Source organism: Neomicrococcus aestuarii (assembly GCF_014201135.1).
Classification (GTDB): domain Bacteria; phylum Actinomycetota; class Actinomycetes; order Actinomycetales; family Micrococcaceae; genus Neomicrococcus; species Neomicrococcus aestuarii.
The window spans coordinates 983667-998128 of sequence record NZ_JACHDR010000001.1; the positions used below are offsets into that span (position 1 = coordinate 983667).

11 protein-coding genes are annotated in these 14462 nt (G+C 57.5%); 7 read left to right on the forward strand and 4 right to left on the reverse strand.

From position 1 onward, the window contains the following. Positions 1 to 26: 26 nt before the first annotated feature. Genes HD598_RS04380 through HD598_RS04390 form a run of 3 tightly spaced genes read right to left on the reverse strand, consistent with a single transcriptional unit; the run spans position 27 to position 5877 of the window. Positions 27 to 3131, reverse strand: a complete 3105-nt coding sequence (locus HD598_RS04380; RefSeq protein ID WP_183664094.1) for a type I restriction endonuclease subunit R — start codon at positions 3129 to 3131, stop codon at positions 27 to 29. Beyond that, the gene (locus tag HD598_RS04385; RefSeq protein WP_183664096.1) at positions 3128 to 4315 is read right to left on the reverse strand and encodes a restriction endonuclease subunit S; all 1188 of its coding nucleotides are present in this window, start codon (positions 4313 to 4315) and stop codon (positions 3128 to 3130) included. The genes HD598_RS04380 and HD598_RS04385 overlap by 4 nt, the downstream gene beginning before the upstream one ends. Then, a complete protein-coding gene (locus HD598_RS04390) occupies positions 4312 to 5877 on the reverse strand; it encodes a type I restriction-modification system subunit M (protein ID WP_183664098.1) in 1566 nt (521 codons plus the stop codon). The genes HD598_RS04385 and HD598_RS04390 overlap by 4 nt, the downstream gene beginning before the upstream one ends. 428 nt (positions 5878 to 6305) lie before the next feature. On the opposite strand from HD598_RS04390, the gene HD598_RS04395 reads away from it, so the two are divergent. Together HD598_RS04395 and HD598_RS04400 are read left to right on the forward strand one after the other, a co-directional pair. Continuing rightward, entirely contained in the window at positions 6306 to 7688 is a 1383-nt protein-coding gene (locus tag HD598_RS04395) for an amino acid permease (protein ID WP_183666583.1), read from the forward strand. A 112-nt stretch (positions 7689 to 7800) separates the two neighbouring features. After that, entirely contained in the window at positions 7801 to 8208 is a 408-nt protein-coding gene (locus tag HD598_RS04400; protein ID WP_183664100.1) for a barstar family protein, read from the forward strand. A gap of 21 nt (positions 8209 to 8229) precedes the next feature. On the opposite strand, the gene HD598_RS04405 is transcribed toward HD598_RS04400, so the two are convergent. Further along, complete coding sequence (locus HD598_RS04405; RefSeq protein WP_183664102.1) at positions 8230 to 9219, reverse strand: zinc-binding alcohol dehydrogenase family protein; 990 nt, start codon at positions 9217 to 9219, stop codon at positions 8230 to 8232. A gap of 135 nt (positions 9220 to 9354) precedes the next feature. On the opposite strand from HD598_RS04405, the gene HD598_RS04410 reads away from it, so the two are divergent. The 5 genes from HD598_RS04410 (at position 9355) to HD598_RS04430 (ending at position 14314) form a co-directional block, all read left to right on the forward strand. Further along, the gene (locus tag HD598_RS04410) at positions 9355 to 10167 is read left to right on the forward strand and encodes an ABC transporter ATP-binding protein (protein ID WP_183664104.1); all 813 of its coding nucleotides are present in this window, start codon (positions 9355 to 9357) and stop codon (positions 10165 to 10167) included. Further along, positions 10164 to 10835 carry an ABC transporter permease gene (locus HD598_RS04415; RefSeq protein WP_071894009.1) on the forward strand — a complete coding sequence of 224 codons (672 nt, stop codon included), beginning with the start codon at positions 10164 to 10166 and terminating at the stop codon, positions 10833 to 10835. The genes HD598_RS04410 and HD598_RS04415 overlap by 4 nt, the downstream gene beginning before the upstream one ends. Further along, entirely contained in the window at positions 10832 to 11530 is a 699-nt protein-coding gene (locus HD598_RS04420; protein ID WP_071894010.1) for an ABC transporter permease, read from the forward strand. The genes HD598_RS04415 and HD598_RS04420 overlap by 4 nt, the downstream gene beginning before the upstream one ends. 48 nt (positions 11531 to 11578) lie before the next feature. Further along, a complete protein-coding gene (locus HD598_RS04425) occupies positions 11579 to 12514 on the forward strand; it encodes an ABC transporter substrate-binding protein (protein WP_183664106.1) in 936 nt (311 codons plus the stop codon). A gap of 348 nt (positions 12515 to 12862) precedes the next feature. Beyond that, on the forward strand, positions 12863 to 14314 hold the full coding sequence (locus HD598_RS04430; protein ID WP_183664108.1) for an MFS transporter: 1452 nt from the start codon (positions 12863 to 12865) through the stop codon (positions 14312 to 14314). Positions 14315 to 14462: the final 148 nt, after the last annotated feature.

Here is a 14462-nt window from a genome sequence, read left to right on the forward strand (position 1 = left end):
TTCTGTCGGTTAGACAGTGGCCGTCATTAGTTACTCCGCCCAGCCCCACTCAGCCCGAAGAACCGGTCAAAGAAGTCCCCTAGACGGGACACCACGCTCTTCTTTTTCTCGCCGAGTCCGCCTTGTGGAGCGAAGCGCGAGACCGGCTTCATCACTTGAGTGATGGCAGTGCCGGTAGTCCGCAGTTCGCCGTCGCGGAAAGCTCGCTCCACGAAGGAGCGGGTCTCAGAGTCTTTGAGGTTCTCTTCCTCGATGATGCGCTGCAGTTCCTCTTCACGCTTGTCATCCACGAAGGATTCCCACACCACGTCAATCGGCCCGGCAACAGTCACCGAGTCAACGAAAGCTTCGATGAGGTCCTTCTTATTCCGCAGTGACGGGCTGCCGTCGATGGCGCGGGAAATCTCCGCTCGCACTTCCTTGTCCTCACCCTCACCGTGTGCGGAACGGTACTTCTCCACGAGCAGCAGGATGTAGTCAACATTGATTTCGACTTGCTTGATGAGTTCGATCTCGAAGACCACGTCATCGTTGATGGCTTCCTTCTCACCATCCTTCTGGCCACGGAAATCGCGGTAGAAGTCCAAGTACAGGCTGCGGTAGTCCTGCACTTGACGATCGCTCATGAGCTCTTTGCCCGTAAACTCGTCGAAGGCGGTCAGGATGTTGAGCACTCGCAGGATCTCACCGAAGAGCTTGATGAATTCCTTTTGCGCGGTTTCGCCGATGATCGGCGTTCCCAGCGGGTACAGGGTGAGCAGCTCTTGCGTCTTCGCTTGGTAGCTGTCGTAATACTCGGTGAAGGGTTTCATGAGTACGACGCCGCCTGCTTGCTCGTTGCCGTACCTTTCCAGAGCGTCGTTGGTGGCGTCCTCCAAATTCCTAAAGCACACGATGTTGCCGTAGGTCTTGACCGAGTTCAGGATGCGGTTGGTGCGCGAGAACGCCTGAATCAGGCCGTGCATGCGCAGGTTCTTGTCCACGAACAAGGTGTTGAGCGTAGTGGCATCGAACCCAGTGAGGAACATGTTGACCACAATGACCATGTCCAGCTCACGGTTCTTCATGCGCTGGGATAAGTCTTTGTAGTAATTCTGGAAGCTGTCCGACGTGGTGTCGTAGCTGGTTCCGAACATCTTGTTGTAGTCGGAGATAGCGCCTTCTAAGAAGGTGCGGTCGTCCCCGCTCATTCCGGCTGTATCAAATTCTTCTTCGTCCAGGGTGCTGGCATCGTCGTCGTCATTGACTCCGTAAGAGTAGATCAACCCAATCTTGAGGCGCTCGTCCGGGCGCAAATCCTTTTGAGCGCGTTGGAAGTGAGCGTAGTACGCGCGAGCAGCGGGGATGGATGCGGTCGCGAAGATCGCGTTGAAGCCGCGCGAGCGCTTGCGCACACGGATGGCTTCGGCAGCATTGCGGATGCGGGTGGACTCGGGGACGTTCGCGATGATCGAGTGTTCGTAGCTGGAGGAACGCTTGGTTTTTTGGTCGAAGTGTTCCAGCGTGTAGTAGACGATCTCGGAGATACGTTGAGGCGCCAGCAGCGCGCTTTCGGTATCAATTGCGGAGACCTGTTTGTCCTCGATGTAGCCGGTTTTGATGGTGTTGATGTAGTCGATGCGGAACGGCAGCACGTTCTTGTCCACAATCGCGTTGACGATCGTGTACGTGTGCAGCAAGTCGCCGAAGACCTGTTCCGTGGTGGAGAACTTGGGGTTCTTAGCCACCACGTTGCTGTCTGAGAAGATCGGCGTTCCAGTGAATCCAAACAGGTTGTAGTTCTTGAACGCCTTCGTAATGTCTCGGTGCATGTCACCGAACTGGGAGCGATGGCACTCATCGAAAATGATCACCACATGCTCGTTGGTAATGGTGTGACCCTTGTTGGTCTTGATGAAGTTGGAGAGCTTCTGGATGGTGGTGATGATGATTTGCGCGCTCGGATCTTCGAGCTGACGCTTCAGCACGGCCGTCGATGTATTGGAGTTGGCCGAGCCTTTCTCGAAGCGGTCGTACTCGCGCATGGTCTGGTAATCCAGATCCTTGCGGTCCACCACAAAGAGCACCTTTTTGACGCTTGGGATCTTCTTGGCGAGCTGCGCGGTCTTAAAGCTCGTGAGCGTTTTGCCCGAACCCGTGGTGTGCCAAATGTAGCCGCCACCTTTGACCGTTCCCAGGTCCTTGTAGTTGATGGCGATTTCGATGCGTTTGAGGATCCGCTCCGTCGCCACAATCTGGTACGGACGCATCACCATGAGCGATCGGTCCACCGTCAACACACAGTACTTAGTGAGGATGTTCAGCAGCGTGTGCTTGGCAAAGAACGTCTTGGTGAAGGACGTCAGATCCTGAATCGGCTTGTTCTTGGCGTCAGCCCACCAGGACGTGAACTCAAAGGAGTTCGATGACTTCTTGGTCTTAGCCTGGTTCTTTTCCTCTTTGAGGTGTTGATTCCGGGTGGTGTTGGAGTAGTACTTGGTGAGCGTTCCGTTGGAGATCACAAAAAGCTGCACGTACTCAAAGAGTCCGGACCCTGCCCAAAAGCTGTCCCGCTGGTAGCGGTTGATCTGGTTGAAAGCCTCGCGAATGTCCACGCCGCGACGCTTGAGCTCAATATGAACCATCGGCAGACCATTGACCAAAATGGTCACGTCATACCGGTTGGCGTAGCGAGCTCCGCCTTCTCCCTGATCGAGTTCGTACTGGTTAATGACTTGCAGGAAGTTGTTGTGAATATTGTTCTTGTCGATCAGCGAGATGTTCTTGGTGGAACCGTCTTCTCGCTGAAGGTTCAGCACGTGATCATCCTGAATGCGGACAGTCTTTTCCTGGATACCGTCATTCTTGCCGGCGATCTGGTTTCCGAAGAAGCTCTTCCATTCGGATTCCGTGAACTGCACTCGATTGAGCTTCTCAAGCTGCGTCCGCAAATTGTCGACGAGCTGCGATTCCGAGGTAATCGGCAAGTACTCGTACGCCTGAGACTGCAAAAGCTTGATGAGCTCACGCTCAAGAGCAGACTCCGACTGATAGGCAGTCTCCGCATGGTCTTCCGCAACAAACTCCGCAACCACTGTGCTTTCATCAGACACCGCAATAGGCGCAATGCTAGGAACCCGAATCTCACTCATGCCGCTAGTTCCTTGAAGGTCAGAAGCTTGTCACGGTAGTACTCGTACTGTTTTCGACGGGCTGCTAGCTCAGCGGGTAATCCAGACGTCAGATCACTGACGAGCATTTCAAAATTCTCGAGCAAATCAATAATGCGCTTTTGTTCGTTCAAGTCTGGGACTGGGATCCTAAAACTCATTAGTTTTTTGGTTTCCAGAGATGCAACAGAGCCACCCTCACGACGAGCGAATCTCAGTAGCGTCGGTCTCATCGTCCGAAGAATGTGAAACAAATACTCCGGTTCAATTCCCGCGTGGCTCCTTACCGCTTTTACATCCTGATTTAGCGTCGCTTCTTGGGGGACAAAAGCGATCGGAAGTGTGTGGTCTAAGATACTGGACCGCGTCACTATAGCTACAGATCCCTCAGGAATTAGCTTGGTAGCCGAAGCAGCAATCGCCCGCTCCGTAATGTGATCTTCTGTCGAATGAACGACAGGTTGTCCCATGTCCTTCGGCGAGATCCACGGAATCGTTCCGTTCGACCAGAAGTCAGACACCGACTTAGAAGGTGTCCCTCCGCCGAACCAAGTACCGGTATCACCCAAAGGAACCAGAGGAACTTTGCTGCTTTCCAAAGTCTTCACCACCAGACGGTGAATGTGAGACTGCTGGGCACGTCGAGCCTCCAGCTCCGCCTCCAGCTCCGCCTCCAGCTGAGTGAACTGGTCCAATATTCTCACGATTTCCTGCTGCACCTCGAGAGGTGGGAGCGGAACTTGAATCGAATTTAGGTTCTTCTGATTGAGTTTCGGCTGAGTTCCACCGGTTACAAGAGATCGAATTTCAATAGTTTGAAGGACGAAGAAAAGAAACCGGAGGTCCAAGTTGTCCGTTGACGATTGCAGCACATGCGCATGATTGTTTACCCAGATCTTCCCTTCCGCCCAGTTCAATACAGGCTTCCCGTCTGGCGTCTGTACGCTTCCGTCTTCACCAACCAGCAGGAAAATGCCATCGAACAAGTAATCGTCTACCCAGTCTTGAATCCCGTTTGCACCGTAGTATGGATAAGCGCCGATTTTCCGGTCGCTCTTCGTCACTGGACGACGCTTGCTGTCGAAGTTGGTCGTCACATTTCCAAGCGAAACTCGTTGAACACCGTCCGGGCAAAGCGACTCAATCAGTTCATGGATCCGGCTCACTTGGCGCCCTCCAGATTAGCGACGATGGCGTCGATGGAGACGCGGAGTTCTTGCTGGCGAGCGACGATACGAGCGATTTCGGCGTTGAGCGCGGTGATGTCGACTTCTTCGCGCTCATCCTTCTTTTCCACGTAGGAGGACACAGCGATGTTGTAGTCGTTGGCTTCAATGTCCTCGTTGGAGACAAGCTTCGCAACATGCTCTACATCGGTTCGCGAGGCGAGCGTATCGACGATGTGGTCCTGATTGTCCGGGAGCAGCTTGTTCTTGTTGCCCACACGCTTGAATTCGGCCGAAGCGTCCAAGAACAGCACAGAGTTATCCTTCTTGGACTTCTTCAACACGATGATGCAGGTGCCGATAGTTGTTCCGAAGAACAGATCGGCAGGTAACTGGATGACGGCATCGACGTAGTTGTTGTCAATCAAGTACTTGCGGATCTTGCGTTCGGCCCCACCTCGGTAGAGCACACCGGGGAACTCGACGATCGCAGCAGTTCCGTCGACAGAGAGCCAGCTCAGAATGTGCATGGTGAACGCGAGGTCCGCCTTGGACTTCGGTGCCAGAACACCCGCCGGTGAGAAGCGTGGATCGTTGATGAGCACCGGGTTGGCGTCGCCGTCCCATTTGATGGAATACGGCGGATTGGAGACGATCGCCTCAAAGGGTTCGTCGTCCCAGTGGAATGGATCTAGCAACGTATCGCCGTGGGCGATGCTGAACTTCTCGAACCCCACGTCATGCAAGAACATGTTGATGCGAGCCAGGTTGTAGGTGGTCAGGTTGATCTCTTGACCGAAGAAACCACCCACGTTCTCTGGGCCCAGGACCTTGGCGAACTTCAGCAACAGAGAACCAGAACCGGCGGCAGGATCGTAGACCTTATTGACGCTGGTCTTGCCATGCACAGTGATGCGCGCGAGAACTTCGGACACTTCTTGAGGCGTGTAGTACTCACCTCCAGACTTGCCGGCTTGGGATGCATACATTTGCATGAGGTACTCATAGGCATCACCGAAGAGGTCAATAGAGTTGTCGCCAAACTTGCCCAGCGGCAGATCCCCGATAGCGTCCAAGAGCTTCACGAGCTTCTCGTTGCGCTTGGCCACGGTGTTGCCGAGCTTCGAGCTGTTGACGTCGAGGTCGTCGAACAAGCCCTTGATATCGGCTTCACTGTCCGTGCCGATGGCAGAGCCTTCAATGTTCCTGAAGACGCGCTCGAGGGTCTCGTTCAGGTTTTCATCCTGAGCAGCTGCCCTCCTCACATTCTGGAACAGCTCCGACGGAAGAATGTAGAAACCCTTATCCTCCACCACCTGCTCGCGCGCGAATTCCGCATTGTCATCTGACAGAAGGGTGTAATCGAAAGCCGAATCTCCGGCGTCGTGCTCTCCCTTATTGATGTAAGCCGTGAGATTCTCCGAAATAAATCGGTAGAACAAAATCCCCAAAACGTAGGTCTTGAAGTCCCACCCATCCACGGAACCGCGAAGGTCATTGGCGATGCGCCAAATGGTCTTATGAACTTCAGCGCGCTGCGCTTCAGAGGTATTAGGGGTCACGACGTTGTCTCCAAAAAGTATGGTGAAGTCTTTGACGTAACTCTATATATAGAGATATGACATTTAGAACTGACGCACGGCCGAAAAGGTCACGAAATAAAACACCTGCATGACAACACGGAACAAGACCAAAACGATCAAAAATATTGTGCGTGCTATCACGAGCTCTATTGTGTATCCATCATCAGTAATGGTGTTGTGCATCGAGCCTTTTTCAGATCGCCGCACTCGACTCCCTCTTACATCCCTCTAGGCGCCTTCAGTCTCATCACTCGCGTCAAAGGGACCTTCGAAAGGACGTGCACTTCGTGATCCCTTCAGATTCTTCACGAGAGTCCGCCTATAACCGGCCGGTGTCACCCGAAACCACAGCCGGTGTAGTAGTTCCCGCCGCTGGGCACAAGAAACTCAAGCCGCGCCACGTCACCATGATTACCCTCGGTGGAATCATCGGCGCGAGCCTCTTTGTGGGCTCCGGAAACGTGATCCGCGCCGTTGGCCCGGCCGCAGTGGTGTCCTACCTCATCGGTGGACTCTTGGTGTTCTTGGCTATGCGCATGCTTGGCGAAATGGCCGCCGCACGCCCCGCGATTGGTTCCTTCATGGAATACGCCCGCGTGGGACTCGGCAACTGGGCCGCCTACCTGGTGGGCTGGCTGTACTGGTACTTCTGGGTGGGCGTTCTCGCCTACGAAGCAGTCTTGGGCGGCGAAACCATGCACGCATGGTTCACGTTCTTGCCGGCCTGGGCTTGGTCGCTGATCCTCATCCTGATCTTCATTGGCACCAACGCTGTCTCTGTCCGCACCTTCGGTGAAGTGGAATTCTGGCTCGCCAGCATCAAGGTCATCGCCATTGTGGTGTTCCTCGTGGCTGGCACGCTCTTCTCACTTGGCCTCTGGCCAGACTCCACCATTAGCGTTTCCAACCTGTGGGCTCATGGCGGCTTCGCCCCGAACGGCTACACCGTAGCGTTCACCGGCGTGGCACTCGTGATCTTCTCCTACTTCGGTACAGAAATCGCCGTGATGGCAGCAGCTGAATCTGAGAACCCTGCCAAGGGCATCCGTCAGGCTTCCACCACCATCATCTGGCGCATCCTGCTCTTCTTCGTAGGCGCCATCTTGGTGATCACCATGGTGATCCCTTGGGACGAACTGCCGAAGCCAACGGACGTCACCAATGCGCCGTTCACTTTGGTGTTCAGCATGCTCGGCTTGCCGGGTGCTGCTGTCATCATGCAGCTGATCATCTTCACCGCCGTGATCTCTGTGCTGAACTCCGGTTTGTACTCGGCATCGCGTATGTTCGCCGCCCTTGCAGATCAGGGCTTCGCGCCGAAGATCATCTCCAAGCGCTCCAAGAATGGTGTGCCGATCTTCGCATTGCTCGCTTCCACCATTGGCGCCGTCGTGGCAACCATCGTGAACTTCGCGGCTCCTGATTCGGGCGTCTTCGACTTCATCATGAACTCGGCTGGTCTCGTTGCACTGTTCGTCTACGCTTTCATTGCGCTGACCCAGATGCGTATCCGCCAGAAGATGACCAAGGAAGAGGTTGCCAACCTCAAGCTCAAGGTCTGGCTGCACCCGTGGCTGAACATTGTGCTGTTCGCGGCTATCGCCTTCATCATCATTGTCATGCTGACCACCGAGTCCGGTCGCACCCAGGTGTGGACCAGCCTCATCGCCACCGCTGTTCTGGTCTTGTTCTGGCCTCTCGTTCGCAAGAACTTGGCCAAGCGCAAGCCTCAGAAGACCGAAGGCATCCTTGCTGACGAGCGCTCCGGAGAGCACATCTCCGAGCACTAAAAGCTCAACGCATCAACACATGCGAAGATGGGCCCAGTAGCGGAATCAACCGCGACTGGGCCCATTCTTTTGGGTCACTCCGTACAAAACGGACGAATCAGCGGGAGCACCCATGAAGACACTGCATCTCAACGGATCCCTCATTCACTCCATCCCCACGTTCTATGATCAGATCAACCTGATGCTAGAACGCGAGAAGACGTGGAACATCGGGCCCAGCTTGGACGCGCTCAACGACGCCTTGTACGAAGTGCCGGAGGATCAGGGCGACAGCGATAAACCCACCGCCGACGCTTCCGCCACAGTGCACTGGCATGACCACGAGCACTCCCGCGAGGCGCTCGGTTTCGCCGCCACGGAGCGGTGGTTCCTGGAGAAGCTCGAGAGCCAAGGCCGGTTCAACATGGGCAGTCTTCAAAAGCAGCTAGATGACCTCCGTGCGGGCACAGGTCCCACCTACTTCGAGATCATTCTGGAGATCTTCGCAGATCACCCGTCCATCAACTTGATTCTGGATTAGCCGCTTCCGGCGAGGAGCCGATTACATCCCCGTCAAGCCCACCATCTTTCCGCGAGCATGCCCTTCTTCCATGCGCGCATGCGCTTCTTGAATATCGGCGATATCAAACGTCGAGTCCACGGGAACCTGAGCCTTACCGGCGGCCACATCGTCGAGGAAACCCTGCAGCACATCGGCTGGCAGATCCTCGGAGTTACCCGAGTACGCCGTCAAACGCACACCGCGGGGCAAGTAGTCGATGGGGTAAAAGTCCTTGACGGTCCACTCGTTGGACAGCATCCCGGTGAAACACGTGACACCGTGCACCCGCACAGCACGCAACGTATCCTGCAACGTCGGCGTGCCCACGAGCTCCAGCGCGCAATCCACCCCGCTGGGAATGAGCTCGCGCACCTTGGGCGAGACTGCGCCGTCGTCCACTACAACGTGATCAACCCCAATGGCCGTGAGCGCCTCCGCCTTCGCCGGATTGCGCGTGGTGGACAGGACCGTGAGGCCGTGGCGCTTGGCAAGGATCGCCGCAGCCATACCCACCGAGGAGGTGCCGCCGCGGATCAGGATGCTCTGGCCCGGCTGCATATCCAGGCCCACTGTGAGGGAACCGTATGCGGTCCTCAGCATCTCCGGCACAGCACCGAGGGTCGCCCAGTCCAGGTCCGAGCGGAATGGAATGACCTGCGAGCGCGGGACCACGGTGTACTCGGCGTAGCCGCCGTCGAAGGAACGGCCCATGCCGCCCATCATCGTCATGACTTGTTGGCCCAGTTCAAACGTTCCGGATGGATCGAGGTCAACTACGCCCGTGGCCTCGATGCCCAAGACGCGCGGGAACGTCACGGCGTCGCCGGCGAAACCTAAGCGGGTGTGCAGTTCGGATCGGTTCAACCCGAACGCCTTCACTTTGATACGGACCCAGCCTGGGCGCGGTTCGGGAACCGGAATTTCTTGTAGGCGGAGGTTGGTTACGGGGCCCGGGGCGTCCAGTACGACGGCGCGCATCCTTTGATTCACTGCATCTCTCCTGTTATATGAAATCTAAATAAGTGGAATGGGATTCGCGTTGCTTCTGTTTTAGAAAGTAGCATCAAGAGTCAGACGGCTGTTCTGGTGCACTAAGCTGCGGCAGACAAGGGAAGGAGTCCACGAGTGATTCGCTTCGAGGACGTGTCCAAGACTTACCCTGGAGAATCTGCGGCGGTATCCGGCTTCTCTCTTGAAATTCCATCACGCCGCTCCGTTGTTTTGGTGGGTTCATCCGGTTCCGGCAAGACCACCCTCTTGCGCATGGTGAACCGCATGGTGGATCCCACGAGCGGCCGCGTGCTCATCGACGATCTCGACGTCCGGGACGCAAACCCCGTACTTTTGCGCCGATCCATCGGCTACGTCCTGCAGCAGGGTGGGCTACTCCCCCACCGCACAGTGCTCGATAACATCGCCACGGTTCCCGTGCTCAACGGTGTCTCGCGCGCGAAGGCGCGAACGGATGCGCTCGGCTTGCTGGAGCGAGTGGGTCTCTCTGAATCTCTCGCGAAGCGTTACCCCGCCGAGCTTTCGGGCGGTCAGCAACAGCGCGTAGGCGTGGCCCGGGCGCTAGCCTCTGACCCCAACATCTTGCTCATGGACGAGCCCTTCGGCGCAGTGGACCCCATTGTGCGCCGCGAGCTTCAAGACGAACTATTGCGACTCCAAGCTGACTTGGGCAAAACCATCCTGTTCGTCACGCATGACATTGACGAAGCGTTTTTGCTCGGCGATCAAGTGGTGGTGCTGCGCGAACACGGGCGCATCGCCCAGCAGGGTACGCCCGAGGAAATTTTGGCTCACCCGGCGGACGACTTCGTGCGCGATTTCATTGGCGCCGACCAAGCCCAACGCACACTGAGCATCAAGAACGTTGGCGGTCAGGACATTGCCGTGGATGGCAACGGGAAGCCGGTGGGAGTTTTCCGCTCATGAATTGGCTGAGTCTGAATTGGGAGCAAGTGGTGGAGCTCTCTCGAGAACACCTGTTGCTGACAATTCCAGCCGTCCTCATCAGCGTGCTTCTTGCTATCCCGATCGGACGCCTTGCCTACCGCATTCCGAATCTTGGCGGACCGCTCTTGGTTGCCGCAAGCTTGCTCTACGCCATCCCGGCCTTGCCGCTCTTGATCATCATTCCGGCGATCCTCGGAACGCCGCTGCGCTCGGCCGCCACCATGATCGTGGCGCTCAGTCTCTACGGTGTTGCCTTGTTGGTGCGCACCGTAGCGGATGCTTTCTCGGCGGTGGATCCCAACGCTAAAGCCGCTGCCCTCGCGATTGGCTATTCACCCCGGCGCATCTTCTGGACCGTGGAACTGCCGCTCGCGTTCCCCATCATGCTCTCCGGCATCCGAGTAGTCACCGTGTCCACCATTGGCTTGGTGACGATCGGCGCGCTCATTGGCGTACAAAGCCTGGGAACGCTGCTCACGGACGGTTTCCAACGCGGCATCACTGCCGAAGTGCTCACGGGAGTTATTACGACGGCGCTGCTCGCCATCGTGCTCGACGCACTTCTGCTTCTCCTCGGCAGGGCGCTCACCCCGTGGACCCGCACACGTAAAGCTGGCAAGCAAACCCGAGCGGCGGCGTCGTCATGAATCTTTTCGCTGAAACTTTCGCCTGGCTCGCTGACCCTACCCACTGGAGTGGGAGCAGCGGCATCCCCACGCGCTTGCTAGAGCACCTGCTGGTGACCGTGATCTGCGTGGTGGTCGCTGCGATCATCGCGCTGCCCATCGGCGTGTGGATTGGCCACACGCGACGCGGAGCCGGGTTCGTGGGCGCGCTGACTGGCGCTGCCCGAGCCATTCCGACCCTGGGTTTGCTCACACTCTTTGGTTTGGCTCTGGGTATTGGGTTGGAGGCGCCGATCCTGGCGCTCATTGTGCTGGCTATCCCGTCCCTGCTGGCTGGCGCGTATGCGGGTGTGCAGTCCGTGGATGTGTCCACTGTGGCGGCGGCTCGGGCCATTGGTATGAGCCCGTCACAAGTGATTTTCAAGGTGGAGCTGCCGCTTGCGATGCCGGTGCTGATCGGTGGTCTGCGTGCTGCGACCCTGCAAGTGGTGGCGACCGCGACCCTTGCTGCCTATACCTCCGATACCGGGCTGGGGCGTTATCTCTTCGCCGGTCTGAAATCCCGTGATTACCCACAGATGCTCGCCGGTTCCGTGCTGGTGGTGCTTCTCGCCATTGTTCTTGAAGTCCTCCTTGCCGCGGTCCAGCGCCGAGCAGCCGCCAAAGCTTCCCCTCACCGCGCGAAGACTCGCGCGACCAGCCCCCGTCCCGTCTAAGCCACCCAAAAATTTCGTCTCATGACCTCACCGTTGAAAGGACCCATCATGACTCGCACTATCTCCCGCAGAACACTCACCGCTGGATTCGGAGGCATCGCCCTGATTGGCGCCCTCGGACTTGCCGGATGTGGAAGCTCCGATCCTCTTGCCACCTCCAGCAGCGCTGCCAGCAGCTCCGCCGCCGGAAAGACCGTTGTAGTGGGATCCCAGGATTACTACTCCAACGAGATCATCGCCGAAATCTACTCGCAGGCTCTCGAGGCCGCCGGCTACACCGTTGACCGCCAGTTCCGTATTGGACAGCGCGAGGTGTACATTCCGGAAATCGAATCCGGAAAAATCGACCTCTTCCCCGAGTACTCCGGCCCATTGCTTCAGGTCTGGGAACCTGACACCAAGGCCCGCTTGAGCGATGACGTCTACGCGGCCCTCAAGGAAGCTACTCCGTCCGGGTTGCGCGTTCTGGACCAGTCAGAAGCATCGGACCAGGACTCCTACGTAGTCACCAAGGCATTCGCTGAAAAGTGGGACCTCAAGACCATTGAGGACCTTGCAAAGGTCACCACCCCACTCACCCTCGGCGGTAACTCCGAAGGCGAAAACCGTCCAAACGGACCAAAGGGCCTCAAGAGCACCTACAGTGTTGACGTCTCCTTCACCCCGATTGAAGACGGTGGCGGACCTTTGACCGTGAAGGCGCTCAAGGATGATGACATCCAGCTCGCCATCATCTACACGGCCGATCCTTCCATCCAGGAAAACGACCTCGTGTCCCTCGAAGACACCAAGGGCCTGTTCTTGGCTTCGCACGTAGTCCCACTCGCTAGCGAGAACGTGGACGACGCCGCCGCTGAGGTCATCAACAAGATCAGCGCCGCCATGTCCCCTGAGGAACTCATCGCCATGAACTCGCGCAGCGTCAACGAAGAGTTGCCTGCCGCGACCATCGCGAAGGACTGGCTGGCCGAAGCCAACATCTAATTCCTGGGGTCAGTTCCCGGAAGCAGTTAGTATCTCGGAAGCTTGACTGCAAAACGCAAGCGGGCGTCGTCGTAATCCATACGACCCGCCCGCTTTGCTATGCCCGGGACTATTCCAGCGCCAGTGCTCCGTCTTCCGGCCGTCCGTCATGGGGGTAATGCCAGTACCCGGAACAACAGGGACTCCTCCGGCCGCTCAAAGCGCGGTTGTATGGAAAGTGGCTACCATCCACCTCCATGCGAGGCCGTTTTGATACAGCTTTTTTCGAAAAAGTTGTAGTGAAGTGTTCTCACCTCGAGCGGGAGTTGTAGTGAAATGACCTCGCAACGAATGACGACAGGAACCCGAATGTCCGCCCCCGCCACGGCGAACACCTCGCCCGAAGGCCCATCTACCGGACGCGTCTCTCAACAGACCGCGATCCTCACCATCATCTTGTTGAGCTACTTCATGGTGCTCCTCGATAACTCCGTGATCTTCACGGCGCTGCCGAGCCTCCAAGCGGATCTGGATCTCACGCCCGGCGAGCTGTCCTGGGTTCAGGACATTTACACGCTGGTGTTCGGCGGATTCCTGCTCCTAGGCGCCCGAGCGGGCGATCTCCTAGGCCGTCGCCGCGTATTTATCGCCGGCCTCGCCATCTTCACCTTGGCATCGTTCCTCATTGGAATCGCCCCAGCAGGTTGGTGGATCATCGCGTCCCGCGCGCTTCAAGGCATCGGCGCCGCCATCGTCGCCCCCGCCACGTTATCCCTTCTCACCTCGAGCTTCGCCGAGGGCAACGAACGCTCACGCGCCATCTCGTGGTACGGGGCGACGGTCGGCATCGGTGCGAGTCTTGGACTCGTTCTCGGCGGCGCGCTCACGTCCTGGATTTCGTGGCGGGCCGGATTCTTCGTCAACGTCCCGATCGGCATCGCCATGATCGCGCTAGCGCCGAAGTACCTTCCGGAAAGTGAACGTCAACGCGGGAAGTTCGATCTTCCCGGCGCGCTCCTCGCGACCTTCGGCGTGGGCGCTGTGGTCTTCGGAGTCATCGAGTCAGTGGAGCAAGGGTGGAACTCTCTGACGACGCTCAGCTCGTTGGCCATCGGCGTCATTCTGTTGGCAGCGCTGGTCTTCAACGAACGACGAGCCGCGCAACCCATCATGCCGCTACGCCTCTTCGCAAGCCGCGAGCGCACCGGCGCGTATATCGTGCGGCTCTTGTTCTTGGGCGCAATGATCGGTTTCTTCTATTTCAGCAGCCAGTTCATGCAAGGCGTTCTGGGTTTCACCCCGCTTCAAGCGGGCGCAGGGTTCCTACCGATGACCATCGTGAACTTCGCCGTTGCCCTCTCAAGCCCCGCTATCACGCGCCGGTTTGGCACGACGCTACCCATCGTCGTCGGAATAGCAATCGCCTGCGCTGGAGTGCTCTGGCTCAGCCATGTGCACGTGAACACCAACTACCTCACGGACCTCGCGCTTCCCATGCTGCTGATCGGCGCAGGTCAGGGTCTTGCGTTTGCGCCGCTGACTTCGGCTGGCATTGCGGGCGTCGCGGTTGAGGACGCCGGTGCCGCGTCCGGCCTGGTCAACACGTTCCACCAAGTGGGAATGTCGCTGGGTCTCGCGGTGGTGGTTGCGGTGGCGACCCCTGTAGCTACTTCGGAGGACGACGACGCCGCTCGGCTTGCGCTGGAATCTAGCGTCGCACTGTCCACGGGCAGCCTGTTCATAGTGCTGTCCTTGGTGGTGGCCTTCGTGTTGATTGTTCCGGCGGCCGTTTCCAGCCGCCGGAAGCTCTCACAAAAGTAGCCGAGATAGCGAGATCTAAAAGACGGTCGCGAGTACTACCAGGTGCTGGCAACCATCTTTTCGGCTATCCAGCCACCCCGGATACCTCGGCTACCCCGGACTACCCCCGATGCGCGGCCAATTTGCGACAACTTTTCGCGAAGAAGCT